Origin of the sequence: Candidatus Burkholderia verschuerenii (assembly GCF_001189365.1) — a bacterium.
GTDB classification, from domain to species: Bacteria; Pseudomonadota; Gammaproteobacteria; order Burkholderiales; family Burkholderiaceae; genus Caballeronia; species Caballeronia verschuerenii.
This window is the reverse complement of the sequence record NZ_LFJJ01000027.1, coordinates 14,564-39,640: the sequence shown is the minus strand read 5'-3', so window position 1 is coordinate 39,640 and position 25,077 is coordinate 14,564. Positions and strand designations below refer to the sequence as shown.

Here is a 25,077-nt window from a genome sequence, read left to right as displayed (position 1 = left end):
CGCGAAAGCGCACGTCCCGCTCTCGTCGATGAGCGTCGTCGTGCAGCGCATCGGCGCGCCGGTGCCGCTGGTCGCCATCAACGCCAATCAGCCGATGCTGCCCGCCTCCACGATGAAGCTCGTCACGACCTACGCCGGTCTGTCGATGCTCGGGCCGGACTATCGCTGGAAGACGACCGCCTACGCCGATGGCCAGATCGATCCGCAAGGCGTACTGCACGGCAATCTGTACATTCAGGGCACGGGCGATCCGAAGCTCGTGCCCGAGGAACTGATCGATCTCGTCGATCAGATTCGCAAGAGCGGGATCAGCGGCATCGACGGCGCGCTGGTGCTGGACAAGCGTTACTTCGACGCTTCCACGCGCGATCTGCCCGCCTTCGATACTGACGAGACCGCGCCCTACAACGTCGGCCCCGATCCGCTGCTGTACGCGTTCAAGTCGCTGTCCTTTACGCTGACGCCGAACACCGATGGTCAGGTGTCCATCGATGTGCTGCCGCAACTCGCGCAATTGCAGATCGATAACGAATTGCGCGTGACGCGCGGCACGTGCACGGGCTCGCTGCAGGCGGCGTCGCCGAGCGTGGCGCAGACGCAGGGCGGCTTCGTGCAGGCATCGTTTATCGGCGACTATCCGCTGCGCTGCGGGCCGCGCACCATCAACGTCGCCGCGCTCGATCATTCGACCTTCTTCGCGGGCGGCTTTCTGGCGCTTTGGAAGCAGGCGGGCGGCACGTTCCAGGGCACCACGCGCGAAGGTCCGACGCCCGTGTCGGCGCGGCTGGTCGGCACGCATCGCAGCCCGGTGCTCTCGGACGTGGTGCGCGACATCAACAAGTTCAGCAACAACGTGATGGCGCGCAACCTGTTCCTGACGATCGGCGCGGCGGAATCCAAGCCGCCCGCGACGACCGCGAAATCCTCCGCCGCGATCCAGACCTTCCTGCGCAAGAGCGCCCTGCCGATGAACGGTCGTCTCGTGCTCGACAATGGCTCGGGCCTGTCGCGCGAGGAGCACATCAGCGCGGCATCGCTGGCCGATCTGCTGGTCGCGGCGAATTCGAGCCCGGTCGCGCAGGTGTTCGTCGAATCGCTGCCGATCGCCGGTGTCGACGGCACCATGCGCAACCGCCTGAACAACTCGGGCGCGCTCGGCAACGCGCATATCAAGACCGGCACGCTGCGCGACGTGCGCGCCATCGCGGGCTATGTCGGCGCGGCGAATGGCGAGAGCTACGTCGTGGTGAGCTTCATCAACGATCCGCGCGCGGAAGCCGCCCGCGCCGCCCACGATGCGCTGCTCGAATGGGTCTACGACGGCGCGCGCAAAACGACCGAACTCGAGTGATCGGCGCGTCCGGCTTTTGACCACGGGCGAGGCACGACTCGCCCGTGGCGGCAATCCATCCAAACCCGCGTGCGGGCACGCCCGGACGCGCGGCACCGAAGATTTCTTCTACGAAGTCCCGCCCGGCTCGGGTCGCGCGCCGTGTACGCTGTCGGGCACGACGCGGTCGCATGATGCCGGAGTATGGTTCGTACGGCTCGACAAGCGCCGCGCATGGGGCACAATGCGATGCGGCGGACGCGCAATCCGTCGCCGTGAAATGACAAAGAAGCACACAGTAGTACCGCAGAAGTATGGTAGAAGCACAATGAAGCACGAAGATGCGTGACACGAGGCAAGGCTTGACGCCGCGCCCGAACTACAAAACACCGTTCAACGGAGACGAGGTCCATGAAGAAGCAACGTTCGACGCGCGCCGCACTGGTACGCTACGCCCGCATCGCCACGGCGAGCGCCGCATTCGCCCTGCTCGCGGCTTGCGGCGGCGGAAGCGATGACAACAACTCCGCGCCGGCGGGCGGCGTCAAGCTGCAGATCGTGTCCTTCGGCGACAGTCTGTCGGATGTCGGCACCTATGCGCCCGTCGCGGCGGCGAATTTCGGCGGCGGCCGCTTCACGACGAATCCGGGCCAAATCTGGGTGCAGGACGTCGCGCAATACTACGGCGACACGCTCAAGCCCGCGATGACCGGCGGCTTCGGCGCCGCGCCGGCGGCGCAGTCGGGCTTCGGTTATGCGCAGGGCGGCTCGCGCGTGACGAACCCGATCGGCATCGGCCACGCGAGCACCAATCCGGCCAACTACACGGGCGCGCTGACGGTGCCGGTCGCGCAGCAATTGACCAACTATCTGACGACGCACGGCAGCTTCAACGCGAACCAGCTCGTGATCGTCAACGGCGGCGCGAACGACATTCTGTACAACTTGCAGGCGGTCCAGGCGAGCGCGATTACGCCGGCTCAGGCGACGGCCGCGATCGGACAGGCGGCGATCTATCTGGCGGGCGTCATCGGCAAGATCGTGCAGGGCGGCGCGACGCATGTGCTGGTCTCGAACGTGCCGGATATCGGCGCCACGCCGCAAGGGATGATGAGTTCGGCCACGACCAAGGCGCTGCTGACGCAGGCATCGCTCGGCTTCAATCAGGCGCTGTCGGCAGCGTTGACGCAGACGGGTTTGATGTCGAAGGTCATCTACCTGGATATCGTGCCGGCGCTGGCGAACATCACGGCGAATTACGCGCAGTACGGCTTTGCGGTGTCGAACACGGGCACGGCGTGCAATCTGCAGGCGATGGCGGCGGCAGCCGCGAAGTACGGCGAGCCCGACCCGCAGGACTTCGCGACGTCGCTGTTCTGCTCGCCGCAGAACTACACGACGGCAAACGCGGATCAGACCTACATGTACGCCGATACCGTGCATCCGACGACGCATCTGCATGCGCTGTACGCGCAGACGGCGGAGCAGACGGTGGCGAAGTCGGGGTTGGGGAAGTAAGGTTTTTGGGGTTGATGGGAAAGCCGTCCGGCGAGGGATCGTCGGGCGGTTTTTTTAGGCTGTGTGGGGCGCAACACGCCTTAGGGCTCGGCGATCGAGCCCGTTTTCTGCACCTTGAAAACACCTGAAATCTGTATTAAATAAAATTTAAGTCACTTAAATTTTGTTTTATTAAAATTATGCGACGGACCCAATCGCTGGATTTACTACCGTTCGAAGCCGAGGAAGTCCTCACTTCGATCGGCGAAAACATCTCGCTCGCCCGGCGCGCGCGCGGATGGACGCAGCGCGATCTCGCCGCCAAGATGAACGTCAGCGTGAACACCGTCGTCGATCTCGAAAAGGGACGTCCGACCGTCGCCTTCGGCCAGGTCGTCAAAGCGCTGTGGACGCTCGACAGGCTCGATGATCTGCGTGAAGCGACGCGTGTCGATCGCGACCCTGTTATTCAAGAGGAAAGCCTTAAGCGCCTTCCGCGTCGAGTGCGAGGTTCTCATGGCTGAGAAAGAGCGTCCGGTCTGGGTGTGGCTGCCGGGAGAGACCGCGCCCGTTCTATGCGGCACGTTCGGGTGGTCTCCGCGTCTCGGCGAGTTCTCGTATAGCGACGCTTACCGGACGCGCGCAGACGCGCTGCCCATCGACCCGATCAATCTGCCGTTTTCGCGCGCGCGCCGGCCGGCGACCACGACCAACATGAATGGCGTGTTCGGCGTGTTGCGAGACGCGGCGCCCGAAGGGTTTGGACTCGATCTGCTGCTCGCGATCCACGAAAAAGAAACGCTCGACGAAGTGGAGCGCATGGATCTGGCGCCCGGCGATGGTGTCGGCGCGCTGGAGGTTTGCCTGCCCGAGCATATCGAGCGCAAGGTCGATTTCAAGCCGCCTGCGTTTCAGCTGCTGAAGGCCGGGTTGGAGAATGTCGATCCGGGATACTCGGCCCGAAGCGTGGTGCAAAGCCTGTCAGGCGCGGACGATACGACGAGTCTCGGCGGCGAGAAGCCGAAGCTGACCGTGTCGCTGAAGGCGGACAATGCAACCGCGTGGTGGATCGCCAAACTTCAGGAGCGCGGCGGTTCGCCGTTCCTGCCGGCTCGCGAGTTCGTGGCGATGACGCTTGCCCGGATGTGCGGACTCGAAGCCGCAGACGTTCGCTACGAGCGCGTGGGCCCGCACGAACTCGTGCTGGTCAGGCGCTTCGATCGTAAGGTCGTGGACAGCGGCGTGCACCGGTCGCTTTTCGCAAGCACGGCGACGGTCTTACGATTGCGCAGCGATCAAACACCGGAGGACGCGGATCGCTCGTACGTGAAGCTCGCTTATGAACTGCAGCGCTGGTGCGGCGACAGGAGTCAATCCTTCGCGGAACAACAGCGCGAACTGTGGCGCCGGATGGCATTCAATGCTTTGGTCGGCAACTACGACGACCATCCGCGCAACCACGGCCTGCTGTATCGGAATGGTTCGTGGACGCTCGCGCCTGCTTACGATGTCGTCGCGTTTCCGCGCAGGCGCGGCGTGCAGGCGATGGCAGTGAACCGGAAAGGCGAGCGCACGGCAACGCCCGAGAATCTGGTCGTGGATGCGCCGTCGTTTTCGTTGACGGTATCCGAAGCGTGGGACACCTTGCAGGCGATGGCTCACACGGTGCATTCGTCGTGGCGCCAGCTTTATGTCGACGCGTGTGGGATGTCGGAGGAGAACCTCGAAGGGCAGCGACCGGCGTTCGAGCTCGCGGAACAGATTGCGACTGGCGCGAGTGGGTTGGACCCATCGGCGGTTGGGCGGCGATCAAGGCGCGGTGCGCGGTGATGCGACCGGAAATACCTTATAAATTGGGCAAAAAGCGTTTATTGCGCCAATTAATAAGGCATTGGGCCGCAGCGCGCCCGCTTGGCGGGATTCACGCGTAAAGACCCGTCATTCGCTTTCCTCAAACGCCGCCGCCCTTCCCAACCGATCATTCACCGCAATCCACTCCACGCTTTCCGGCAGCTTCTCGATCAGAATCCGCTCGACATTCGCCCGATCCAGCGCCCGCAACAAGCCATAAAGATCGCGCGCATACGACTGCGGATCTTCCGGCGCGGCGACGAAATGCACATGCGCCGCATCCGCCCAATCCTTCGCGCTCGACGCCCGCGCCACCAGCGCGACCTTCTTCCCGCTCGACCGATCGAACGCCGCAATCAAAGGCTCGATCGATGAAAACGGCAGCAGCGCCAACGGCGTTCTCGGCGCGTAATGCGCCTTCAGCGTCCCCGATGCGCGCGGCGCCGTGGCATCGGTGCCATCGGGAAGACGCGGCGCGATGCCGATCACATCCGCGATCTGCTGCGGACTCACGTGCCCCGGCCTGAGCAGAGCCGGAAAACCGCGCGACAAATCCAGAATCGTCGATTCGATGCCCACGTCCGCCGCGCCGCCATCGACGACATGCACGGCGCTGCCGAATTCCTCGCGCACATGCTGCGCCGTCGTCGGGCTCACATGTCCGAAGCGATTCGCCGACGGACCCGCCACGCCGCCCTGCTTGCCCGTCCCGAGCCGCCGCCGATGAAACGCCGACAACAACGCCTGCGCCACCGGATGCGACGGGCATCGCACGCCGACCGAATCCTGTCCGCCGCTCACCGCCGCCGGAATATGGTCCGCGCGCTTCAAAATCAGCGTGAGCGGGCCGGGCCAGAACGCGTCGATGAGCTTCTGCGCATCGACGGGCAATGCGCGCACCCAGTAACCGGGATCGGCTTCCGGCGCGAGATGCACGATCACCGGATGATTCGCCGGCCGCCCCTTCGCCGCATAAATACGCGCGATGGCGTCCGCGTTCTCGGCGTCGCCGCCCAGGCCGTAGACCGTCTCGGTCGGAAACGCGACGAGTTCGCCCGCGTCGAGCAGCGCCGCCGCTTCTTCGATCTGCGCGGCGCTCGGATGGATGATGGTCATTGCAAACTGCTTCTTCGGTAAAACTTGATCAAGCGCTCAGTCAAGCGCGATATGCAGCATGCGCGCGCAATCGCGCGCCGCCGTGCGCGCCTCTTCCAGCGTCGCCGCCGTGAAATTGATATGCCCCATCTTGCGGCCCGGACGCGCGTCTTCCTTGCCGTACAGATGCAGCCGCGCGGTCGGCATCGCGACGACCTCGGTCCATGCGGGCGGACGCGCCTTCTTGCCGTCAAACCAGATATCGCCGAGCAGGTTCAGCATCGCGGCGGGCGAATGCTGGCGCGTGTCGCCGAGCGGCATGGCGGTCATCGCGCGCACTTGCTGCTCGAACTGGCTGGTGGCGCAGGCATCGACCGTATAGTGGCCGGAATTGTGCGGACGCGGCGCCATTTCGTTGGCGATCAGCGAGCCGTCTTCCAGCACGAAAAACTCGACGCACAGCACGCCGACATAACCGAGTTTCGCGGCAATCGTCAGCGCGGCGTCCTGCGCCTGCGCCACCAGCGCGTCCGATGCATCCGGCGCGGGCACGACGGTCTTCGCCAGAATGCCGTTCACATGCGAATTCTGCGCGAGCGGGAACACGGCGGATTTGCCGTCGCAGCCGCGCGCGATCAGCACCGACACTTCGTACTTCAGCGGCATGCGCTTTTCCAGCACGCACGGCACGCCCGACAGCGACGCATACGCCGTGCGCACTTCATGCGCGTTGCGCACGCTGACCTGCCCCTTGCCGTCGTAACCAAGACGCGCGGTCTTGAGGATGCCCGGCAGCACGGCGGCGAGCGTCTCGTCGTCGAGCTTTTCCAGCGCTTCCGGCGATTCGATCACCACATGCGGCGCGACCGGCACGCCCGATTCCGCGATAAACCGCTTCTCCGCCACGCGATCCTGCGCGATCGCGACGCAACTCGCCGCCGGACTGACGAAGGTGCACGTCGCCAGAAATTCGAGGCTCGCGGACGGTACGTTCTCGAATTCCGTCGATACCGCCGCGCACAGGCGGCCGAGTTCGGTCAGCGCGGCGCGATCGTCGTAGGCGGCGCGGATATGGCGATCGGCGACCGCGACCGCCGGGCTCGTCGCGTCCGGATCGAGCACGGCGACGCGATAGCCCATCGACTGCGCGGCGAAACAGAACATGCGGCCGAGCTGGCCGCCGCCGACCATGCCGAGCCAGGCGCCCGGCAAAATGGGGGAGATCGGGGATTTTTGTGGGTTCATCGTGGGGCTGAGTAGCGAAGTGTGGTCAATCGACGCGTACCGGCGCGATCGGATGCAATCGCGGTGAAACGAAGTGGGAAAGGCCGCTTCGCAGCGGCGCCTTCCCGGATACGTCAAAAACGCCTTAAAGCGGCGGCAGGCTCATATCGTGCGCCGCCTGATTCTGCTTCACACGGAACGCGGCCAGTGCGTCGGCGTACTTCGCGTCCGTCACGCTCAACATCGAAATCGCGAACAAGGCCGCGTTCGCCGCGCCCGCCTCGCCGATCGCAAAGGTCGCGACCGGCACGCCCTTGGGCATCTGCACGATAGAATGCAGCGAATCCACGCCCTTCAGATACTTGCTGACCGCCGGCACGCCGAGCACCGGCACCGTGGTTTTCGCGGCCAGCATGCCCGGCAGATGCGCCGCGCCGCCCGCGCCCGCGATGATCGCGCGCAAACCGCGATCGCGCGCGCTTTCGGCGTAGGCGAACATCTCGTCCGGCATCCGATGCGCCGACACGACTTTCGCCTCGTACGGCACGCCGAATTCCTTGAGGATCGCCACGGCGTTCTTCATCACGTCCCAGTCGGAGCTGGAACCCATCAGCACGCCGACGAGCGGCGCGTCATGCGTATGAACTTCGTTCGTCATCTGTCTTCTACTCAATGCTCAGTCGAGCGTTTGGCCGGTCAAACGCTGCAGCGCTTCCTGATACTTCTCCGACGTCCTGGCGATCACGTCGTCCGGCAGCTTCGGCGCGGGCGGCTCCTTCTTCCACGGCTGGGATTCGAGCCAGTCGCGCACGAACTGCTTGTCGAAGGACGGCGGATTGGTGCCGACCTGATAACCGTCGGCGGGCCAGAAGCGCGACGAATCGGCGGTCAGCACTTCGTCCATCAGATACAGCTCGCCCTTGTTGTCCAGACCGAATTCGAACTTCGTATCCGCGATGATGATGCCGCGCGTCGCCGCATATTCCGCCGCTTCCTTGTACAGCGCGATGGAAATACGCTTGATGGTCCCCGACAGCTCGGTGCCGATGCGTCGCTCCATCTCATCGTAGGTGATGTTTTCGTCGTGATGGCCCATTTCGGCCTTCGCTGCCGGCGTGAAGATCGGCTCGGGCAGCTGTTGCGCGTTCTGCAGGCCCGGCGGCAGTTCGACGCCGCACACGGAACCGCTCGCCTGATAGTCCTTCCAGCCGCTGCCCGCGAGATAACCGCGCACGACCGCTTCGACCAGAATCGGCTCCAGACGCTTGACGACGACCGCGCGGCCCTTGACCTGCTCCGCTTCGTCCGCCGACACGACCGACGCCGGATCGATGCCCGTATTGTGGTTCGGCACGATATGGCCGAGCTTCTCGAACCAGAAATCGGCCATCGTGTTCAGCACGCGGCCCTTGTTCGGAATCGGCTCGCCCATGACGACGTCGAATGCGGAAAGGCGGTCGGTCGTGACGATCAGGAGCTTGTCCTGACCGACGGCGTAGTTGTCGCGGACCTTGCCGCGGCCGAGCAACGGCAGCGATTTGATCGTGGATTCGTATAACGTGGACATCGTCGTGTACCGAAGAAGGGCTGAAATGGTAAGCGCCGCGCGTCGACGCTGCAAGCGCGGCAGAGAAAAGCGAACGGGCTCCGAACCCGGAACCCGTTGATTTTACTTTACAAATCCGCTGAGGCTCAGAACAGTCTCATTTGACGATTTGCGCGAGCTCGCCAGACTTGTACTTTTCGGCGATCTTGTCGAGCGACACCGGCTTGATCTTGCCCGCCATGCCTTCCGCGCCGAACTGCATGAAGCGCTGACGGCAGATTTCCTTCGCGGCATCGCGCGCGGGCTTCAGATAGTCGCGCGGATCGAACTTCGACGGATTTTCGAACATGAAGCGGCGGATTGCGCCGGTGATCGCCAGACGCAGGTCCGTGTCGATATTCAACTTGCGCACGCCGTGCTTGATGCCTTCCTGAATCTCTTCGACCGGCACGCCGTAGGTTTCCTTCATGTCGCCGCCGAATTCGCGGATTTCCGCCAGCAGTTCCTGCGGCACCGACGACGAACCGTGCATCACGAGGTGCGTGTTCGGAATGCGCTGGTGAATTTCCTTGATGCGGTCGATGGCGAGAATATCGCCCGTCGGCTTCTTGGAGAACTTGTACGCGCCGTGCGACGTGCCGATGGCGATCGCCAGTGCGTCGCATTGCGTCTGCTTGACGAAGTCGGCGGCCTGCTCGACGTCGGTCAGCACGACCATGTCGCCGCGCGCAGCATAACCCTTCGAGACGACGACTTCCAGCGCCTGATTCAACGCGAGATCGCGATCCATATTGGTATCGAGATGCAGCGGCGTCACGTTGCGATACAGCGACATCGTGCGTTCGCTCGCGACGCGCGGCGTCAACGCGAAGATCGGCACATGCGTCCAGTGACGCGACATCCACAGCGCCGTCGAGCCGGATTCCGTCAGCGCGACGACTGCCTTCGCGCCCAAATGGAACGCCGTGAACAGCGCGCCCATCGCGATCGACTGGTCGATGCGCGTGAACGTGCGGTCCAGGAAATCGCGATCCAGTTGCGACTCTTCCGATTTCTCCGCTTCCACGCAGACGGCGGCCATCGTCTCGATGGTCGTCACCGGATATTTGCCGGCTGCCGTTTCGGCCGAGAGCATGACGGCGTCGGTGCCGTCGAGCACGGCGTTCGCCACGTCCGACACTTCCGCGCCCGTCGGCACGGGCGCGTGGATCATCGATTCCATCATCTGCGTGGCGGTGATCACGAGCTTGTTCGACTCGCGCGCCATGCGGATCATGCGCTTCTGCAAGGCAGGCACCGCCGCGTTGCCGACTTCCACCGCGAGATCGCCGCGCGCGACCATGATGCCATCCGATGCATCGAGAATGCCTTGCAGCGCCGGAATGGCTTCCGCGCACTCGATCTTCGCGATCATCTTCGGCTTGATGCCATACGGCGCGCCCGCGATATTCGCGAGCTGACGCGCCATCTCCATGTCGGTCGCGTTCTTCGGGAACGACACTGCGACGAAATCCGCGCCGAGCGACATCGCCGTCTTGATGTCCTCCATGTCCTTCTCGGTCAGCGCGGGCGCGGTCAGCCCACCGCCCTGACGGTTGATGCCCTTGTTGTTCGACAGCTCGCCGCCGACCTTCACGACCGTGTGAATCTCTTCGCCGATCACGCGCGTGACGTCGAGCACGATCAGGCCGTCGTTGAGCAGCAGCACGTCGCCCGCGCGCAGATCGCGCGGCAGATCCTTGTAGTCGAGGCCGACGCGATCGTTATTGCCGAGTTCGCAGCCCGCATCGAGGATGAACGTGTTGCCCGCGACGAGCATCGTCTTGTTGTTTTCGAACTTGCCGACGCGAATCTTCGGCCCTTGCAGGTCGGCCATGATGGCGACCTCGCGGCCGACCTGACGCGCGGCCTCGCGCACCCATTCGGCGCGCTGGCGATGGTCGTCGGCGGAGCCGTAGGAGAAATTGAAGCGAACGACGTCGAGCCCGGCCTGCATCATCTGCAGCAGGATGTCCGGACTGCTCGATGCCGGTCCGATGGTTGCAACGATCTTGGTGGCGCGATGCATGTCTTTCCTCGTCTCTGTAGGAACGCCCGTGTTAAGGCTGCGAGCACGTTGCGCTTGCAGTGACGTATTGCTCACTGGTTGCGCGCGTGCCGGTTCGTGCCGGCGTCGCTTTATCGATATCTTTCAGTGCATGGGCGGGCACGCCGCCGATGATGACCGGAGGCGTGGGCGGAATATGGCCTTCGTGACCTTCGCCTACACCTTCGGATGCCGCATGTTCGGGTTGCGCGGCTTCGGCAATCACCAAAGCTGCTTCGGCGGCCGCATCGAGCGCGGCGCCGTTGTCGATCTCGTCGGTTTGCGCGCCGCCGGCTGGCGCGCCCTTCTTTCCTGCTTTCGCCGGATTTCCTCGGGCGGCCAAGTCCTTAAGCCCCCGCGCGCGATTCGAGCACTTCGACCGCGGGCAGCTTCTTGCCTTCCAGGAATTCCAGGAACGCGCCGCCGCCGGTCGAGATGTAGCTCACCTTGTCCGCGATGTCGTACTTCGCGATGGCCGCCAGCGTGTCGCCGCCGCCCGCGATGGAAAACGCCATCGAATTGGCGATGGCTTGCGCGAGCGTCTTCGTGCCATTGCCGAACTGGTCGAATTCGAACACGCCGACCGGGCCGTTCCACACGATGGTGCCCGCCGTGTCGAGTTGCGCCGCGAGCGCCTTCGCCGTGTCCGGGCCGATGTCGAGGATCATGTCGTCGTCGGCGATATCGGCGACGGCCTCGGTCTCGGCCTTGGCCGTCGGCGCGAATTCCTTGGCCGTGACGACATCGCTCGGAATCGGCACCGATGCGCCGCGCGCGCGGGCCGCGTCGATGATTTCCTTCGCTTCGCCGACGAGATCCGCTTCCGCCAGCGATTTGCCGATCTTCAAACCCAACGCCAGCATGAACGTATTGGCGATGCCGCCGCCGACGATCAGCTGATCGACCTTCTCCGCCAGCGACTTCAGAATGGTCAGCTTGGTCGACACCTTCGAACCCGCGACGATCGCGACCAGCGGACGCTTCGGGTTGCCCAGCGCCTTGCCGAGCGCATCGAGTTCGGCGGCCAGCAGCGGACCGGCGCACGCGACCGGCGCGAACTTCGCGATGCCGTGCGTCGTCGCTTCGGCGCGGTGCGAGGTGCCGAATGCGTCGTTTACGTAGATATCGCAGAGCTTCGCCATCTTTTGCGCGAGGCCGTCGTCGTTCTTCTTTTCGCCCTTGTTGACGCGGCAGTTTTCCAGCAGCACGACCTGGCCCGGCTGCACATTCACGCCGTCGACCCAGTCGGACACCAGCGGCACATCGCGGCCGAGCAGTTCCGACAGGCGCTTGGCGACCGGCGCGAGCGAGTCTTCCGGTTTGAACTGGCCTTCGGTCGAACGGCCGAGGTGCGACGTGACCATCACGGCCGCGCCCGCGTCGAGCGCGTCCTTGATGGCCGGGACCGAGGCGCGCACGCGCGTGTCTTCGGTGATATTGCCGGCGTCGTCTTGAGGCACGTTGAGATCCGCGCGGATGAACACACGTTTGCCGGAGACTTTACCTTCGGCGATCAGGTCGGTGAAACGCAGTACTTTCGTCATGGGAGTCAACGTTGAGTAAGGAAAGCGGTTCGGGCGGGACGGGCCGGATGGGCCCGCCGGTTCGGGACGGGGTAGCGCGCGGTCGGTAAAGCGGAAACTCGGGGAATTCGGAAGCGGCGACCGCGCGCGACATCAGGCCGGAGGCGAGGGTCGCGCTAAAGCACCAAAAGCGCGGAAGAAATGCGGAAGAAGCGGATCGAGCGATGAAAGCGACGAAAGCGATGAACCGGCGCAATGTCCCTGCGTACGCGCATCCGGACAGCGCGATGCGGTCTGAGGCGTGCTGGGGAACGCTTGCATGGTGACTGCCGGAGACACTCTCGACCTCGCTCGATTGAGATTGCGACAGGAAAGACTGTCATTTTAACCGATCGGACCGCGCGCTCTTAGCCGTGAATCCTTGATGATGCGTATTTGAGGCGCGCGCTGTCGCCGTTCGATCAGAAAATCAGCCGCAAAATCGTGAAAACGACCATGCCGACGACGATCGTGCCCATCATGCCGCGCGTTTTCAGGTAGTACGCCAGTCCCGCCAGCGACGCCCAGAGCGCGTGATTCGACGGCCACATCGAAAATCCGCTCGACGTTTCCAGCAGATCCGGCACGACGACCGCCGCCAGCGCCGCCGCCGGCGCGTAACGCAGCACGCGCTGAATGCGCGGCGGCAGAACTATGCGCTCGCCGCCCATCAGAAAGAACGCGCGTGTCACCGCTGTGACGATGCCCATGCCGATGATGGTGAGCCAGACGAGAACGGAGTTCATCGGACGGGCCTCGTCGGATCGGGGGTTTCGGCGGATGTGTTGGATGGACCGGCGTCGGGCGGCGCGGCATCGACGACGATACGCGTGGTCGCCCGCTTCGCCTTCTCCGGCGTGCCGCGCCGCTCGGCGATCACATCCGCGACCGTGCCCGCGATCAGCACCGCCAGCGGCAGACCGAAGCGATACGGCAAGTCGAACGCGAGCAGCGCGACGACGCTCGCCACCGCGACCGCCGCCAGCGTCGAGCGCGTCGCGATGGCGGACACGATGATCGGGATCAGCGCGAGCGTGCCGGCGAGTTCGAGGCCCCAGTTATCGGGAATCAGGCGGGTGAGCAGAATGCCGGCCACCGACGACACTTGCCACGAGATCCAGCTCGATGCCGCCAGTCCCCAGAAAAACGCTTCCTTGCCCGGCTGCCAGCCGATCGGGAAATTGCGCCTGGAAAACATCAGATAAATGATGTCGCCGTTGAAATAACCGAGCAGCAGACGCCGCCTGAGCGACAGATACGCGAAATGCGGCGCGAGGCCCGCGCTGAAGATGACGAAACGCAGGTTAACCATCGCCGCTGTCAGCAGCACGGTCCAGAGCGGCAGCTTGGCCGCGAACAGCGGCAGCACGGCGAGTTGCGACGACCCCGCGTAGGCCGCGAACGACATGCCGAACGCCTGCGGCACGGTCAGCACCGACTTGGTCATGGCGATGCCGGTGACGAGCCCCCACGACATCGTCGCCAGGAAAGCGGGAGAAAAAGTGCGCACGCCTTCGAAGAATGCGCGGCGATTGGTGTCGGACAGCCGGTCGAGCATGGACGGTTACGAGCCAATGAGATGCCCGATGCCGGGCGCGGACGGATTGCACGGCATCAGCGAACGCGCAACGCCCCGGAAAAAATCGGCCAAGGAAGAATCCGCCGAAAAATGACCGGCAAAAGGCAAATTATAGCGTCGCGTAAGGCGCGCCAAGATCGGTTTCGCCGCGAAATCACGCTAAAATGACGGTCTTTCGCTGGCTTTCGGACAATTCCTGCCCGCGCGCAGTCGAGCGTCCGGGAACATCGCCGAAACATGCGCCACGCTGCCGGCGGCAGGAAAAATGCACCCGGCGCGCCCGAAATCACTTGAACGAGACAGCTAGGAGAACCGTATGTCAATGGCCGACCGCGACGGCAAGATCTGGATGGATGGCAAGCTGGTCGATTGGCGCGACGCCAATATCCACGTTCTGACCCACACGTTGCATTACGGCATGGGTGTGTTCGAAGGCGTGCGCGCGTACAAGACCGCGCAGGGCACGGCCATTTTCCGCCTGAAGGAGCACACCAAGCGCCTGCTCAACTCGGCGAAGATTTTCCAGATGGACGTTCCGTTCGATGCCGCGACGCTCGAAGCCGCGCAACTCGAAGTCGTGAAGACGAACGCGCTGGAATCCTGCTATATCCGCCCGATCATCTGGGTCGGCTCGGAAAAGCTCGGCGTGTCGGCCAAGGGCAACACCATCCACGTGGCCATCGCGGCGCGGCCGTGGGGCGCGTATCTCGGCGAAGACGGGCTGGCCAAGGGCATTCGCGTGAAGACGTCGTCGTTTACGCGCCATCACGTGAACGTGTCGATGGTGCGCGCGAAGGCGTCCGGCTGGTACGTGAACTCGATTCTCGCCAATCAGGAAGCCGTCACCGACGGTTACGACGAAGCGCTGCTGCTCGACGTCGACGGTTACGTGTCGGAAGGCTCGGGCGAGAACTTCTTCCTCGGTCAACAACGGCAAGATCTATACGCCGGATCTGGCCTCGTGCCTCGACGGCATCACACGCGACACGGTCATCACGCTGGCGCGCGACTTCGGCATTCCGGTCATCGAGAAACGCATCACGCGCGACGAGGTCTATACCTGCGACGAAGCGTTCTTTACCGGCACCGCCGCCGAAGTCACGCCGATCCGCGAACTGGACAACCGCACTATCGGTTCCAGCGCACGAGGCCCGATCACGGAGAAGCTGCAAAGCGCCTTCTTCGATGTCGTCGGCGGCAAGAACGAGAAGTACGCGAGCTGGCTCGCGAAAGTCTGAAGCCGATCGCGGCAGGCCATGACGCTTGCCGCTTTCCCCGCATGCACAACACAAAGAGATAGCAATGAGCGACCTGAAGGAAATGCCGCTGGTGGAACTGCCCGCCAAGGACTTGCCCGCTTTCTGCCCGAACCCGAAGATGCAGCGCTGGAGCGCGCATCCGCGCGTGTTTCTGGACGTGACGCACGGCGAAGCGCGCTGCCCCTATTGCGGCACGCGCTACAAGCTGAAAGACGGCGAAGTCATCAAGGGCGCTCATTGAGCGTGACGCCGGCCCCTCGCGATGTGCCGGACGGCGCATCGCGCGGTGCTTCATCGAGCGGGCCGGAATATCGCGCGCCCCGCTAACACCCCACCCACTCGACGACTCCCCGGCGTCCACGCCGGAAGCCGCGTTCATATTTTGAGATCGGAACCTGTCAGATGCGCCGTGCGCTGGTAATAGCACCGAACTGGATCGGTGACGCATTGATGGCGCAGCCGCTGTTTTCCCTGCTGAGGAAGCTGCATCCGCGCATCGCCATCGACGCGATCGCGCCCTCGTGGGTCGCGCCCGTGCTGGAGCGCATGCCGGAAATCCGCGACGTCTACGCGACCGACCTGGCCCACGGCAAGCTGCAACTGCTGCGCCGCTGGCAACTCGCGAGCGATCTGCGCGATGTCGGCTACGACGCCGCCTACGTGCTGCCCAACTCGATGAAATCCGCGCTGATTTCGTGGATGGCGGGCATCAACCTGCGCATCGGCTACAAGGGCGAAAACCGTTTCGGGCTGCTCAACGTGCGTCACCCGAATCCGCCGAAGACCGATCGTCCGCCGATGACGGCGCACTACGCCGCGCTCGCCTATGCGCCCGGCGCGAAGCTGCCGTTCATCGACCGCCACGCGCAAGCCGCTGCCGCCGCGCAGCCCGACGCGCAGCAGCTGCCGGTGCCACGCCTCGACGCCGATCCGAACGAAGCCGCGCGCGTGTCGGCGCGCTTCAATCTCGATACGCGCACGCCGCTCGTCGTATTCTGCCCCGGCGCGGAATACGGCCCGGCCAAGCGCTGGCCGCCCGAGCATTTCGCGATGCTAGCGCAGTTCGTCGCGCAGTCGTTCCCGTATGCGCGCATCGTCGCGCTCGGCTCGAAGAAGGATGCGCCGATCGCCCAGGCCATCGCGGAACGCGCGCCGAACGTACGCAACCTGTGCGGACAGACATCGCTCGGCGAAGCGTGCGCGCTGATCTCGCGCGCCTCGGCCGTCGTCACCAACGATTCCGGACTGATGCACGTCGCTGCGGCGCTGCGCCGGCCGCTGGTGGCCGTGTACGGCTCGACCGATCCGCGCCACACGCCGCCCTTGTCCGATCTCGCGAGGGTACAATGGCTGCACCTTGAATGCAGTCCGTGTTTCGCCCGCGAATGCCCGCTCGGCCATCTGAACTGCCTGCGCGAGCTTTCCGCCGAACAGGTGTTCGCCGATCTGCGCGGCATGCTGCTGGCGCATCGCTAGCATCGTCCGTTTCGTGCGGTTACGTGCGACGCCGCCCGCCGGCATCCGCATTCATCCGACGGCCTCGGGCCGTGTGTGCGGACGCGGACACGCGAATGTCTCCGAAGGGAGGCATGCTTTGACCCATGACCGATGCGCGGCATCACCGTCAGCAGGCCCCGGTGACGCTTCGCAGCGACAGCCAGAGACCCACGAGCCATGCCACGTTTCGCCCGCCTCTTCGAAGCCGCCGCCGATACGCTGAACGCTTACTATCAGGCGATCGCGGACAACAGCCTCGACAGCATCATGTCGCTGTGGATCGACGAGGAGTTCGCGACCTGCATCTGCGCGGACGGCACGCATCTGCACGGACTGGAGCATATCCGCGCGGGTCTGGCCAAGCAGCTCGAGGCGAACGCCGTGACCATCGAGCCGCTGGATATCCGCGTCTACGACAGTCTCGGGACCGTCGTGTACGCGATCGCCGAGGCGCATCAGCCGGCCAATCCGGTCGATACGCCGCGCATGATCTTCACGACCTACGTGATGGTCCACGAGCGCGGCGAATGGCGCATCGCGCATATCCACGCGAGCGAAATGCCGATGGAAACCGCCGGCCAGTTCGCGGTGAAGATGCGTCACGGTCAGGGTCCGTTGCATTGACGCAATGAAGTATTGAAGCGCTAGAACAAGACGTTTGTCGGGGAGGTGCCATGAAGCGCGATCCGTTGTTGAAACACGATTCGTCGTTCGTGGACAAAGCGCCCGCCGTGGCATTGAAAGATGCCGCGCGCGAGACCGGCCGCGTACTGGGCGACGCCGCGCAATGGCTGTACGCCGCGCCGCGCTGGCTACCGACGGGCCACGCGCAGACCATCATTCCCGCGCTTTACGGACGCAAGCCATCGGTGAGTTACCGGCCCGAGCGCTGGACTACGCCCGATGACGATTTCATCGACCTCGACTGGCTCGCGCACGATTCCGCCGCCGCGCCCGCCGCCGACGCCCCGCTCTTCGTGCTGTTCCACGGCCTCGAAGGCAACTCCGATTCCCACTACGCCCGCACGCTGATGGCCGCCGCTCAGGCACGCGGCTGGCATGGCGTGGTGCCGCATTTTCGCAGCTGCAGCGGGCCGATGAACCTGCTGCCGCGCTTCTATCACCGGGCCGACAGCGCCGAAGCCGACTGGATCCTGCGACGCCTGGCCGAGGTGCATCGCGGGCCGATTTTCGTGGCGGGCGTGTCGCTGGGCGGCAATGTGCTGCTGCATTGGCTGTGCACGCGGGCATCGAGTGTGGCCGATGCATCGATCATCCGCGCGGCGGCGGCGATTTCCGCGCCGCTCGATGTCCACGCCGGCAGCCGCGCGATTTCGCAAGGCTTCGGCATGGTGTATACGCGCAGCTTCCTGAAGTCGCTCAAGACCAAGGCACTCGCCAAGCTCGGTCAGTTTCCCGGCCTGTACGATCGCGACGCCGTGCTCGCCGCCCGCACGCTGTACGAGTTCGACAACGTGGTGACCGCGCCGCTGCACGGCTTCCGCGATACCGACGACTACTGGTCCACCGCGACCATCCGCGCGCATCTGAAGCGCATCGCGTCGCCGACGCTGGTGCTGAACGCGCGCAACGACCCGTTTCTGCCCAAGTTCGCGCTGCCCTCGCCCGCCGAAGTGTCGCCGCGCGTCACGCTCGATCAGCCGAATCACGGCGGCCACGTCGGCTTCATGACCGGGCCGTTTCCGGGCAAGATCGACTGGCTGTCGATGCGCGTGTTCGGCTATTTCGACACGTTTCACGAACGCGATTAGTCATGGATGAAATCGCCAGGCAGGCGCTCGCCAAATGGCCCAACGTCCCCCCGCATTGCACCGGCTGGCTGATGCTCGACCGGCGCGGCCAGTGGCGCATGCGCGACGAGGCGGCGCAGGCGACCGGCGCGCCGGGCACGGCGATCCGGCACGAGGCGCTGCTGGGCTTCATCAACCGCAATTACGAGCGCGACGATGACGGCCAGTGGTTCTTTCAGAACGGGCCGCAGCGCGTGTATGTCGAGTTGGCCTATACGCCGTGGATCGTGCGGCTGTCGGAGATCGACGGCGCGTTGCAGTTGGCGGATCAGACCGGCGCGGCGTTCGAGCCCGCGCACGCGTGGATCGACGACGCGGGCGGCATCCTGTTTTCCGACGATGCCACGCCCGCTCGCGTGGCCGCACTGCACGATCACGATATCGACCTGTTCGCGAATCACGCGACGCTCGACGACGACGCGCGCGGCGGCGTCTTCCACTGGCGCGGCGGCGCGGACCTGAAGCTGCAAGCCATCCGGCGCGATGACGTCGAACAGCGCTTCGGCTTTATCGCGAGCCCGGCTTCGCGCTAACTGTTTTTCTCCTCGTCGCGCTCTTCCTTGTAGCGCGATTCGAATTCCCGCAGACGCGCCGAAATCGTCGACAGATCGTAGAAGCTGGCGGTTTTCACGTCGCGCGCTTCCTTCAACTGGCGAATCGCCGATGGCCACGCGCCGTCGAGCGCGAGTTTCTCCGCCATCGCCTGATGCTGACGCAACGGATCGTTCAGACCCGCGCTGGCCTGCGCGAGATAGAGCCACCAGTCGCGCAAGCCCGGCTCCGCGCGGGTTTCCCGGCGCGCGAGCGTCTGCGCGTCCGCGTAGCGATGCGCGGCGATCAGCGCCTGCAAATGCTCATCGACCGCCGCGTGCGACTCCGGCCAGCGCTTCTGCGCGATGTCGGCCAGGCGGATCGCGTCGTCGTAACGGCCCGCGCGACGCGCGATATCGGCGGCGAGGACATCGAGGCTCGGCGTGCTGCGAGGCGCTTGTGTCGACGGCGGCGGTGGCTTGGCGGCGTTGGGCGCGTGGACGAAGATCGGCGGAAGGGCGACGCCCGATGCCGCGATCGGACTCGATGCCGGTTGATCCGGCGCGATCGGTTTGCCCAGCGTCAGCGTGCCGCGCGCGTCGCTGCCCGCGACGTTCGATGCGGACGCCTCCGCGATTTGCAGGCTCGCGCGGCTTTCCGCCGATGCGGCTTCGGTTTTGGATTGTGTTTCGCAACCGCTTTTGGCGCTCGCCTGCTGCGCCTTCTGCTCGCTCTTCACCTGCGCGGCCGCCGCCGCCTCGCTCGCCTCTTCGCCCTCGAACAGCTTGCGCGATTTCGCCAGCGCGTCGTTCGCGGCGTCGTAATCACCGATCAGCGATTGCGCGAGCGCGATGCCGTACCAGTTCGCCGCCGGATTGAGCCCGGTCTGATCGGCGATTTCGGACTTCAGCCGGCTCGCGACCTCGCGATAATCGCTCGTGTAATTCACTTGCAGCACGCGGGCGCGGGCACGCACGAACGCATATTCCACCGCCTGACGCGGCTGCCGATACGGCACGCGCCGCGCGCGATCTTCCATGTCGGCGATACGATCGGTCGTCAGCGGATGCGTGCGGACATAGGCGGGCACGCCGTTGTCGCCCATCGTCGAACGATCGAGACGCTCGAAGAACGCGGCCATCGCGTAGGGATCGTAGCCGGCGGCGGTCAGCATCTGGAAGCCGACGCGATCCGCTTCGTGCTCGGCCGCGCGCGAAAAGCGCAAGGTGTTGTCGACGGCGAAGGCCTGCCCGCCCATCGCGATGCCCATGCCGAGATCGCCGCTCCGCGCCATCACGCCCGCGAGCAGGCCGGCGAGCATCGCGGCAAGCGCGGCGTAGCTGTTCTTTTCCTGCGCGCTGATCATCCGCGCGATGTGGCGCTGGAGCACGTGCCCCATTTCATGGCCGATCACCGACGCGAGTTCCGATTCCGTCTGCGTCGTCGCGATCAGCCCCGTATTCACGCCGATAAAACCGCCCGGCATCGAAAACGCGTTGATCTGCGGATCGCGCACGGCGAACAGATCGAAGTCCGGCCGATAGCCGCCGAGATATTGCATCGCCGCCGCCGTCGACAGTTTCGCGGCGATCGAATCGAGATAATCGCGGATCAGCCAGTCGTCGAGATAATCGGGATCGCTGCGGACGTCGCGCATCAGCCGTTCGCCGACTTTGCGTTCCGCCTGCGGCGAGAGCGTGCCGCCGGAGCCGTCGCCGAGGTCGGGAAGCTGCACCGACGCGAGCGGCGCGCGCAGCCCGGACAACGCGCCGGGCCGGTTGGTGATGCGGCTTTCGCGTCCGCCGTAGACGCCGAATACGCCGTCCGCGACATTGCCGGGCACGGCGTCGTCGCCATCTTTCTGATGTGACGATTGCAGCGCGCTGGCGGCGAGCGTGCCGGTGCCAGTGCCCATGCCGATGCCCGTACTGACACCGGCCGACGGCGCGGACGCGCCCGTCTGCGCCAGCGCCGTGGGCGGCACGGCGAGACTCAGACACAGCACGGCGATCAGTGAACGGCTCGGGCGCTTCGGCGGCATGGCGCTGGACCGGCATGGCGAGGCCGGTCGGCTGAAGAACGGAAACGGGCTTATCGTATCAAGTGCCGGCCGCGACGGGTGTCCGCGCGGCTTTCGCGGCACGTTCGCGATAAACGACGCGATTCGGCGCTGGTAAGATGAGCGCCCGTTTGATGCAGAGAAGGAGACGCCATGCCAGTCGAGTCAGGACTCACCCATTTCGATGCCGCCGGCGAAGCGCACATGGTCGACGTCGGCGCGAAGGACGAAACGCGGCGCATCGCGGTGGCGCGCGGTTCCATCGCGATGCTCGAACCCACGCTGGCGCTGATCCGCGAAGGCCGCGCGAAAAAGGGCGACGTGCTCGGCGTGGCGCGCATCGCGGCGATTCAGGGCGCCAAGCGGACGGCGGATCTGATTCCGCTGTGTCATCCGCTGGCGCTGACGTGCGTCGCGGTGGAGTTCGAAATCGACGAGGCGCTGCCCGGCGTGCATTGCGAAGTGCGCGTCGAAACGGTCGGGCGCACCGGCGTGGAAATGGAAGCGCTGACCGCCGTGCAGATCGGATTACTCACGATCTACGATATGTGTAAGGCCGTGGATCGCGGAATGACGATCAACAATGTGAAGGTGCTGGAGAAGCATGGGGGGAAGTCGGGGGATTGGGTGGCGCAGCGTTAAGGCCACCCCCGCGCTCACTCCTCCTCGTCATCCTCATCATCCTCCTGCGCACCCGCCGCCGGCTGCCCGTACAGCTTCACCAGATCCGCCTTGAACGACGCCAGCGGCTTGCCGATCTCGTCGGTCATCTGCATCGTGGAGGCCAGTTGCTTCGGCCAGTCGTGCAGTTCGGTCGCGAAAATCTTCAGGCGCGCCATTGTGTCGAGCGCGTCTTCGCGCTGGCCCGCGAGCGCCTGCAGGACCGCATAACGACGCAGCACGGTTTCGCCCGGCAACAAGGCGATGGCCTTGCGATGCATCGCGAGCTTCATCTCCAGATCCTGCGCGTTCATCGGCAGCAGCGTGGCCGCGCCGTATTCGCCCCACGCGGTGAACAGGAACGACGGATCGTCCCGATACTGTTCCGCCGGACGCGCGCCGTAATACAGCACTTCCGCGCGATTGTAATCGCGCAGCGTCGGATACAGCGCGACCAGTCCGCCCACGACGAGCAGCACATACAGCCCGTATGAAAACGGCCGCGCGACCAGACGGATCGCGCGCGTCTCCAGCAAACCGATGATCAGCATCGCGGGCATCAGGAAGAACATGTACTGCTGCGGATACTCGACGAGCGCGTGCATCATCAGCACGCCCAACAACGACAGCCCGAAAATCCGCGCCGGCGTTTGCGGCGCGCGCAGCACGCGAATCAGCCACAGCACGATGCCGAACACGAGGATCGCCACGCCGAACGCGCCGGTTTTCGCCAGCAGATCGATGAAGATATCGTGCGCGTTGTTCGCGATCTCGACGCCGCCCAGCTCGCGCACCAGATTGAACTGATAGCGCGGAAACTCGCCCCAGCCGACGCCCAGCATCGGATGCGTCTTGAACATGGTCCAGCCGTATTTCCACAGCGCGAGGCGCGGCGCGATCTGATTCGCGTCCTGCATGCGCTCCGCCGCCGATTGCGCCAGCCCGAAGTCGTAGCGCACGTTCGCCCAGCGCACCGCCGCGTTGACCGCGAAGAACACGACCGCCAGCACAACCGGAATGAGCCACGCGCGCAGATCGCGCCGGCCGGGACCGTCGAAGCCATCGGAGGCCACCTTGCGGCCCTGCACGAAGGCCATCCAGAATCCGCCGACGATGATCACCGCCGTCTGCAACCACGGCCCGCGCGATACCGTCAGCGCCAGGCCGAGCGAATACACCGCCGACACCACGATCCACAGCACCACCGGCAAACGACGCGTCTGCACGTAGTACAGCGCGCCCGCCATCGCGAACGCGATCACGGTCGCGAGGTGATTCGCCTGCGCCATATTGCCGAACGGACGCCGCTCGACCAGCACGTTGTACGCGACCACGAACGGCGTGAACTTCACTTCCAGATAGAACAACTGCACGATCTGGCAGAACACCGCGAACAGTCCGCCGACCATCAAGGCCGCCGCGCCGATGCGCAACGCCTTCTCCGACAACCCCGCGCGCACGAGTCCGAAACCCGTGTGCACCGCGATGAACGACGCCAGCAGATACGCGCCGCCGAGCCAGTTCATCGACGGTTGCGCGACCGGCAGCAACACCGTCTGCGCGACGAGCAGCAATCCGAACGCGAGCGGCATCAGCGCGATCGTCGGCGATGCGAACGGCACGCGCGGCTCGGACACGCGCACCAGCAGCGCGACCGTTGCGCCCAGCGCGAGATACAGTCCCAGCGCGCTGAATTCGGCGTAGAAGGTCGGAATCGGGTACGTGTGGTTGACGACACCGAACGGGATCGTCAACGCGAGACACAGGACGGCGAAGCAGAGATAACGCGCGTATTGAGAAGGCATGAAAAGTTGGGAACATCGGTAACCGGCGCACTATACAAAACTTTGCTCGCGCTGTCCGGTAGACGCCGGGAATTGCGACGAAAACCCGGCGTTTTGCACAAAATACTTGAGTCAATACCCGTATTGCGCGGAAGTTCCTTGCCGATCGAAAGCTACGGCGGCGGCGCGGGTTCGCATCGCCGACCGTTAAGCCATTAGACCGTCAAGCGCGACATTCAGGCGGCGCGAGATTGGCCGCGAGCGTCGGCGCATCGGACGGAGCCGGTCCCGCGCCCGGCGCAGGCAGCGACGACGACGCCTTGCCGCCCGCGAAACATTCCCACGTCAACGTGCCCGCCTGGATCGATCCGCGCGCCAGCGCCACGCGCGCGGTCGGTGCATCGGCGTTATCCGGCGCGGACGGCACCAGCACGAGCGTATTCGAACCCGCGGGCGCGGCGCGCGTCGTGAAGGCGACGGTGATCTGCCCCGTGTCGCTGTCGACATGAATCGATTCGACATTACGCGTGCCCGGCGGCGACGCGTATCCGCTCGCGAAATCCGCGCCGCTCGATGCATTCTCCGCCACCGCGAGCCGCGCCGATGCCGCGAGCGCCAAACCCTCGCCCACGCGACTGCGCGCGAGATAGTCCTGATACGCGGGTATCGCATACGCCGCGATCACGCCGACGATCGCCAGCACGATCATCAGTTCGATCAGCGTGAACCCTCGCGCCGCCGTTTCCTGCACGCCCTTGAACCATGCGCGCACGCCGCGCTGCTCGTCAGCCGCGGTTACTTCCAAAGCCACTGTCGTCATTGCCACCTCGATAAGAAAAAGCGCCCGCCGCGCAATGCGGACAGGACGCTTCGATCGTATTGAGGAAGCCGCGATTCCGGCAGTCAGCCGGAAGGCATAGGCAAATTGGACGAAATCAGCTCGTCGCGCGCCGAGCGGCGTTGAGCGCGCGACGCTTGAGCAGCCAGCCGACGCACACGACGAACGCCGCGCCGAGCGCATGCACCAGATAGATCACGAAATCGGTATTCAGCGCCGGCCAGCGGTCGATAAACGGATCGTTGATGATCAGCCCGCCGCCGATCCAGCCGAGCAAACCCGCGCCCAGCAGCACGACGACCGGAAACCTATCGAGCAGCTTCAGCACCAGCGTGCTGCCCCACACGATCAGCGGAATGCTGACGATCAGCCCGAACACGACCAGCACGAAGCGATGCTGCGGATCGGCCGCTTCCGCCGCGCCCGCGACGGCGACGGCGATCACGTTGTCGAGGCTCATCACGGCATCGGCGACGACGATGGTCTTGACCGCCGACCATAGCTTGTCGGAGGCATCGATCTGATGATCGTCGTGATCGGGCTACATCAGCTTCACGCCGATCCACAGCAGCAGCATGCCGCCGACGAACTTGAGAAACGGGATATCGAGCAGCACGACGGCGAACGCGATCAGCAGCACGCGCAGCACGATCGCGCCGAGCGTGCCGAACACGATGCCGCGCGTGCGCTGCCGATCAGGCAGATTGTGGCAGGCGAGCGCAATCACGACGGCATTATCGCCACCGAGCAGGATATCGATGACGATGATCTGAAGCACCGCGCCCCAATGGAGCGTCGCGAAAAATTCGAGCATGGAACGAGAAAGAAAAAAGGCGAGGAAGCCAGCGCTCCCTCGCCTTTGACAAAC

General features: G+C 64.7%; 22 protein-coding genes and 3 pseudogenes. 11 read left to right on the top strand and 14 right to left on the bottom strand.

Translation table 11 applies throughout. The annotated features are described in order from the left end of the window. The 4 genes from dacB to BVER_RS08060 all read left to right on the top strand — a co-directional run. Positions 1 to 1,351 (top strand): D-alanyl-D-alanine carboxypeptidase/D-alanyl-D-alanine endopeptidase (gene dacB / locus BVER_RS08075; RefSeq protein ID WP_050452851.1); only part of this gene is annotated, 1,351 nt, incomplete at its 5' end. Between the two features lie 390 nt (positions 1,352 to 1,741). After that, positions 1,742 to 2,848 (top strand): SGNH/GDSL hydrolase family protein, encoded by a 1,107-nt coding sequence (locus tag BVER_RS08070; protein WP_050452848.1) that lies wholly within the window; start codon positions 1,742 to 1,744, stop codon positions 2,846 to 2,848. A 179-nt stretch (positions 2,849 to 3,027) separates the two neighbouring features. Beyond that, a complete protein-coding gene (locus BVER_RS08065; protein ID WP_232316438.1) occupies positions 3,028 to 3,351 on the top strand; it encodes a helix-turn-helix domain-containing protein in 324 nt (107 codons plus the stop codon). Beyond that, complete coding sequence (locus tag BVER_RS08060; RefSeq protein WP_050452846.1) at positions 3,344 to 4,657, top strand: type II toxin-antitoxin system HipA family toxin; 1,314 nt, start codon at positions 3,344 to 3,346, stop codon at positions 4,655 to 4,657. The genes BVER_RS08065 and BVER_RS08060 overlap by 8 nt, the downstream gene beginning before the upstream one ends. A 108-nt stretch (positions 4,658 to 4,765) precedes the next feature. Here the strand turns inward: BVER_RS08060 and BVER_RS08055 are convergent, their stop codons facing one another. The 10 genes and pseudogenes from BVER_RS08055 to BVER_RS08015 form a co-directional block, all read right to left on the bottom strand. After that, positions 4,766 to 5,794, bottom strand: coding sequence for an L-threonylcarbamoyladenylate synthase (locus BVER_RS08055; RefSeq protein ID WP_050452845.1), 1,029 nt, complete (start codon positions 5,792 to 5,794; stop codon positions 4,766 to 4,768). A gap of 36 nt (positions 5,795 to 5,830) precedes the next feature. After that, positions 5,831 to 7,018 carry a 5-(carboxyamino)imidazole ribonucleotide synthase gene (locus BVER_RS08050; RefSeq protein WP_050452844.1) on the bottom strand — a complete coding sequence of 396 codons (1,188 nt, stop codon included), beginning with the start codon at positions 7,016 to 7,018 and terminating at the stop codon, positions 5,831 to 5,833. Positions 7,019 to 7,142: 124 nt separating this feature from the next. Then, the gene (purE, locus tag BVER_RS08045) at positions 7,143 to 7,655 is read right to left on the bottom strand and encodes a 5-(carboxyamino)imidazole ribonucleotide mutase (RefSeq protein ID WP_050452843.1); all 513 of its coding nucleotides are present in this window, start codon (positions 7,653 to 7,655) and stop codon (positions 7,143 to 7,145) included. An 18-nt stretch (positions 7,656 to 7,673) separates the two neighbouring features. Further along, positions 7,674 to 8,564, bottom strand: coding sequence for a phosphoribosylaminoimidazolesuccinocarboxamide synthase (locus BVER_RS08040; protein ID WP_050452842.1), 891 nt, complete (start codon positions 8,562 to 8,564; stop codon positions 7,674 to 7,676). A 136-nt stretch (positions 8,565 to 8,700) separates the two neighbouring features. Next, on the bottom strand, positions 8,701 to 9,261 hold the full coding sequence (locus tag BVER_RS35515) for a class II fructose-bisphosphate aldolase (RefSeq protein ID WP_332309078.1): 561 nt from the start codon (positions 9,259 to 9,261) through the stop codon (positions 8,701 to 8,703). After that, positions 9,247 to 10,611 (bottom strand): annotated as a pseudogene (gene pyk / locus BVER_RS08035) (pyruvate kinase); the annotation flags it as partial. The pseudogene pyk and the gene BVER_RS35515, both read right to left, overlap by 15 nt. A gap of 31 nt (positions 10,612 to 10,642) precedes the next feature. Then, complete coding sequence (locus BVER_RS08030) at positions 10,643 to 10,972, bottom strand: hypothetical protein (RefSeq protein ID WP_050452841.1); 330 nt, start codon at positions 10,970 to 10,972, stop codon at positions 10,643 to 10,645. Positions 10,973 to 10,976: 4 nt separating this feature from the next. Next, entirely contained in the window at positions 10,977 to 12,173 is a 1,197-nt protein-coding gene (locus BVER_RS08025; protein WP_050452840.1) for a phosphoglycerate kinase, read from the bottom strand. Between the two features lie 440 nt (positions 12,174 to 12,613). After that, the gene (locus BVER_RS08020) at positions 12,614 to 12,937 is read right to left on the bottom strand and encodes an AzlD domain-containing protein (protein ID WP_050452839.1); all 324 of its coding nucleotides are present in this window, start codon (positions 12,935 to 12,937) and stop codon (positions 12,614 to 12,616) included. Then, the gene (locus tag BVER_RS08015; protein ID WP_083452085.1) at positions 12,934 to 13,749 is read right to left on the bottom strand and encodes an AzlC family ABC transporter permease; all 816 of its coding nucleotides are present in this window, start codon (positions 13,747 to 13,749) and stop codon (positions 12,934 to 12,936) included. The genes BVER_RS08020 and BVER_RS08015 overlap by 4 nt, the downstream gene beginning before the upstream one ends. Before the next feature lie 337 nt (positions 13,750 to 14,086). Between BVER_RS08015 and BVER_RS08010 the strand changes: the two are divergent. The 6 genes and pseudogenes from BVER_RS08010 to BVER_RS07985 all read left to right on the top strand — a co-directional run bounded on the left by BVER_RS08010 (position 14,087) and on the right by BVER_RS07985 (position 18,870). Next, a pseudogene (locus BVER_RS08010) lies at positions 14,087 to 15,008 on the top strand (branched-chain amino acid transaminase). 64 nt (positions 15,009 to 15,072) lie between these two features. Next, positions 15,073 to 15,270 carry a zinc-finger domain-containing protein gene (locus BVER_RS08005; RefSeq protein ID WP_050452838.1) on the top strand — a complete coding sequence of 66 codons (198 nt, stop codon included), beginning with the start codon at positions 15,073 to 15,075 and terminating at the stop codon, positions 15,268 to 15,270. A 161-nt stretch (positions 15,271 to 15,431) separates the two neighbouring features. After that, positions 15,432 to 16,505, top strand: a complete 1,074-nt coding sequence (waaF, locus tag BVER_RS08000) for a lipopolysaccharide heptosyltransferase II (RefSeq protein WP_050452836.1) — start codon at positions 15,432 to 15,434, stop codon at positions 16,503 to 16,505. 198 nt (positions 16,506 to 16,703) lie between these two features. Beyond that, on the top strand, positions 16,704 to 17,150 hold the full coding sequence (locus BVER_RS07995; RefSeq protein WP_050452835.1) for a nuclear transport factor 2 family protein: 447 nt from the start codon (positions 16,704 to 16,706) through the stop codon (positions 17,148 to 17,150). Between the two features lie 50 nt (positions 17,151 to 17,200). Further along, positions 17,201 to 18,298 carry a YheT family hydrolase gene (locus BVER_RS07990; RefSeq protein WP_050452834.1) on the top strand — a complete coding sequence of 366 codons (1,098 nt, stop codon included), beginning with the start codon at positions 17,201 to 17,203 and terminating at the stop codon, positions 18,296 to 18,298. Positions 18,299 to 18,300: 2 nt separating this feature from the next. Then, entirely contained in the window at positions 18,301 to 18,870 is a 570-nt protein-coding gene (locus tag BVER_RS07985; RefSeq protein ID WP_050452833.1) for a DUF2946 family protein, read from the top strand. Here the strand turns inward: BVER_RS07985 and BVER_RS07980 are convergent. After that, complete coding sequence (locus BVER_RS07980) at positions 18,867 to 20,909, bottom strand: M48 family metalloprotease (protein WP_050452832.1); 2,043 nt, start codon at positions 20,907 to 20,909, stop codon at positions 18,867 to 18,869. The genes BVER_RS07985 and BVER_RS07980 overlap by 4 nt on opposite strands. Before the next feature lie 171 nt (positions 20,910 to 21,080). On the opposite strand from BVER_RS07980, the gene moaC reads away from it, so the two are divergent. Continuing rightward, entirely contained in the window at positions 21,081 to 21,569 is a 489-nt protein-coding gene (gene moaC, locus BVER_RS07975; protein WP_050452831.1) for a cyclic pyranopterin monophosphate synthase MoaC, read from the top strand. A 14-nt stretch (positions 21,570 to 21,583) separates the two neighbouring features. Here the strand turns inward: moaC and BVER_RS07970 are convergent, their stop codons facing one another. From BVER_RS07970 to BVER_RS07960, 3 genes and pseudogenes are all read right to left on the bottom strand, one after another. Beyond that, complete coding sequence (locus BVER_RS07970; RefSeq protein ID WP_050452830.1) at positions 21,584 to 23,392, bottom strand: PglL family O-oligosaccharyltransferase; 1,809 nt, start codon at positions 23,390 to 23,392, stop codon at positions 21,584 to 21,586. A 202-nt stretch (positions 23,393 to 23,594) separates the two neighbouring features. After that, positions 23,595 to 24,191, bottom strand: a complete 597-nt coding sequence (locus BVER_RS07965; RefSeq protein WP_050452829.1) for a pilin — start codon at positions 24,189 to 24,191, stop codon at positions 23,595 to 23,597. Positions 24,192 to 24,306: 115 nt separating this feature from the next. Further along, positions 24,307 to 25,023, bottom strand: a pseudogene (locus tag BVER_RS07960) (TerC family protein). Between the last annotated feature and the right edge of the window lie 54 nt (positions 25,024 to 25,077).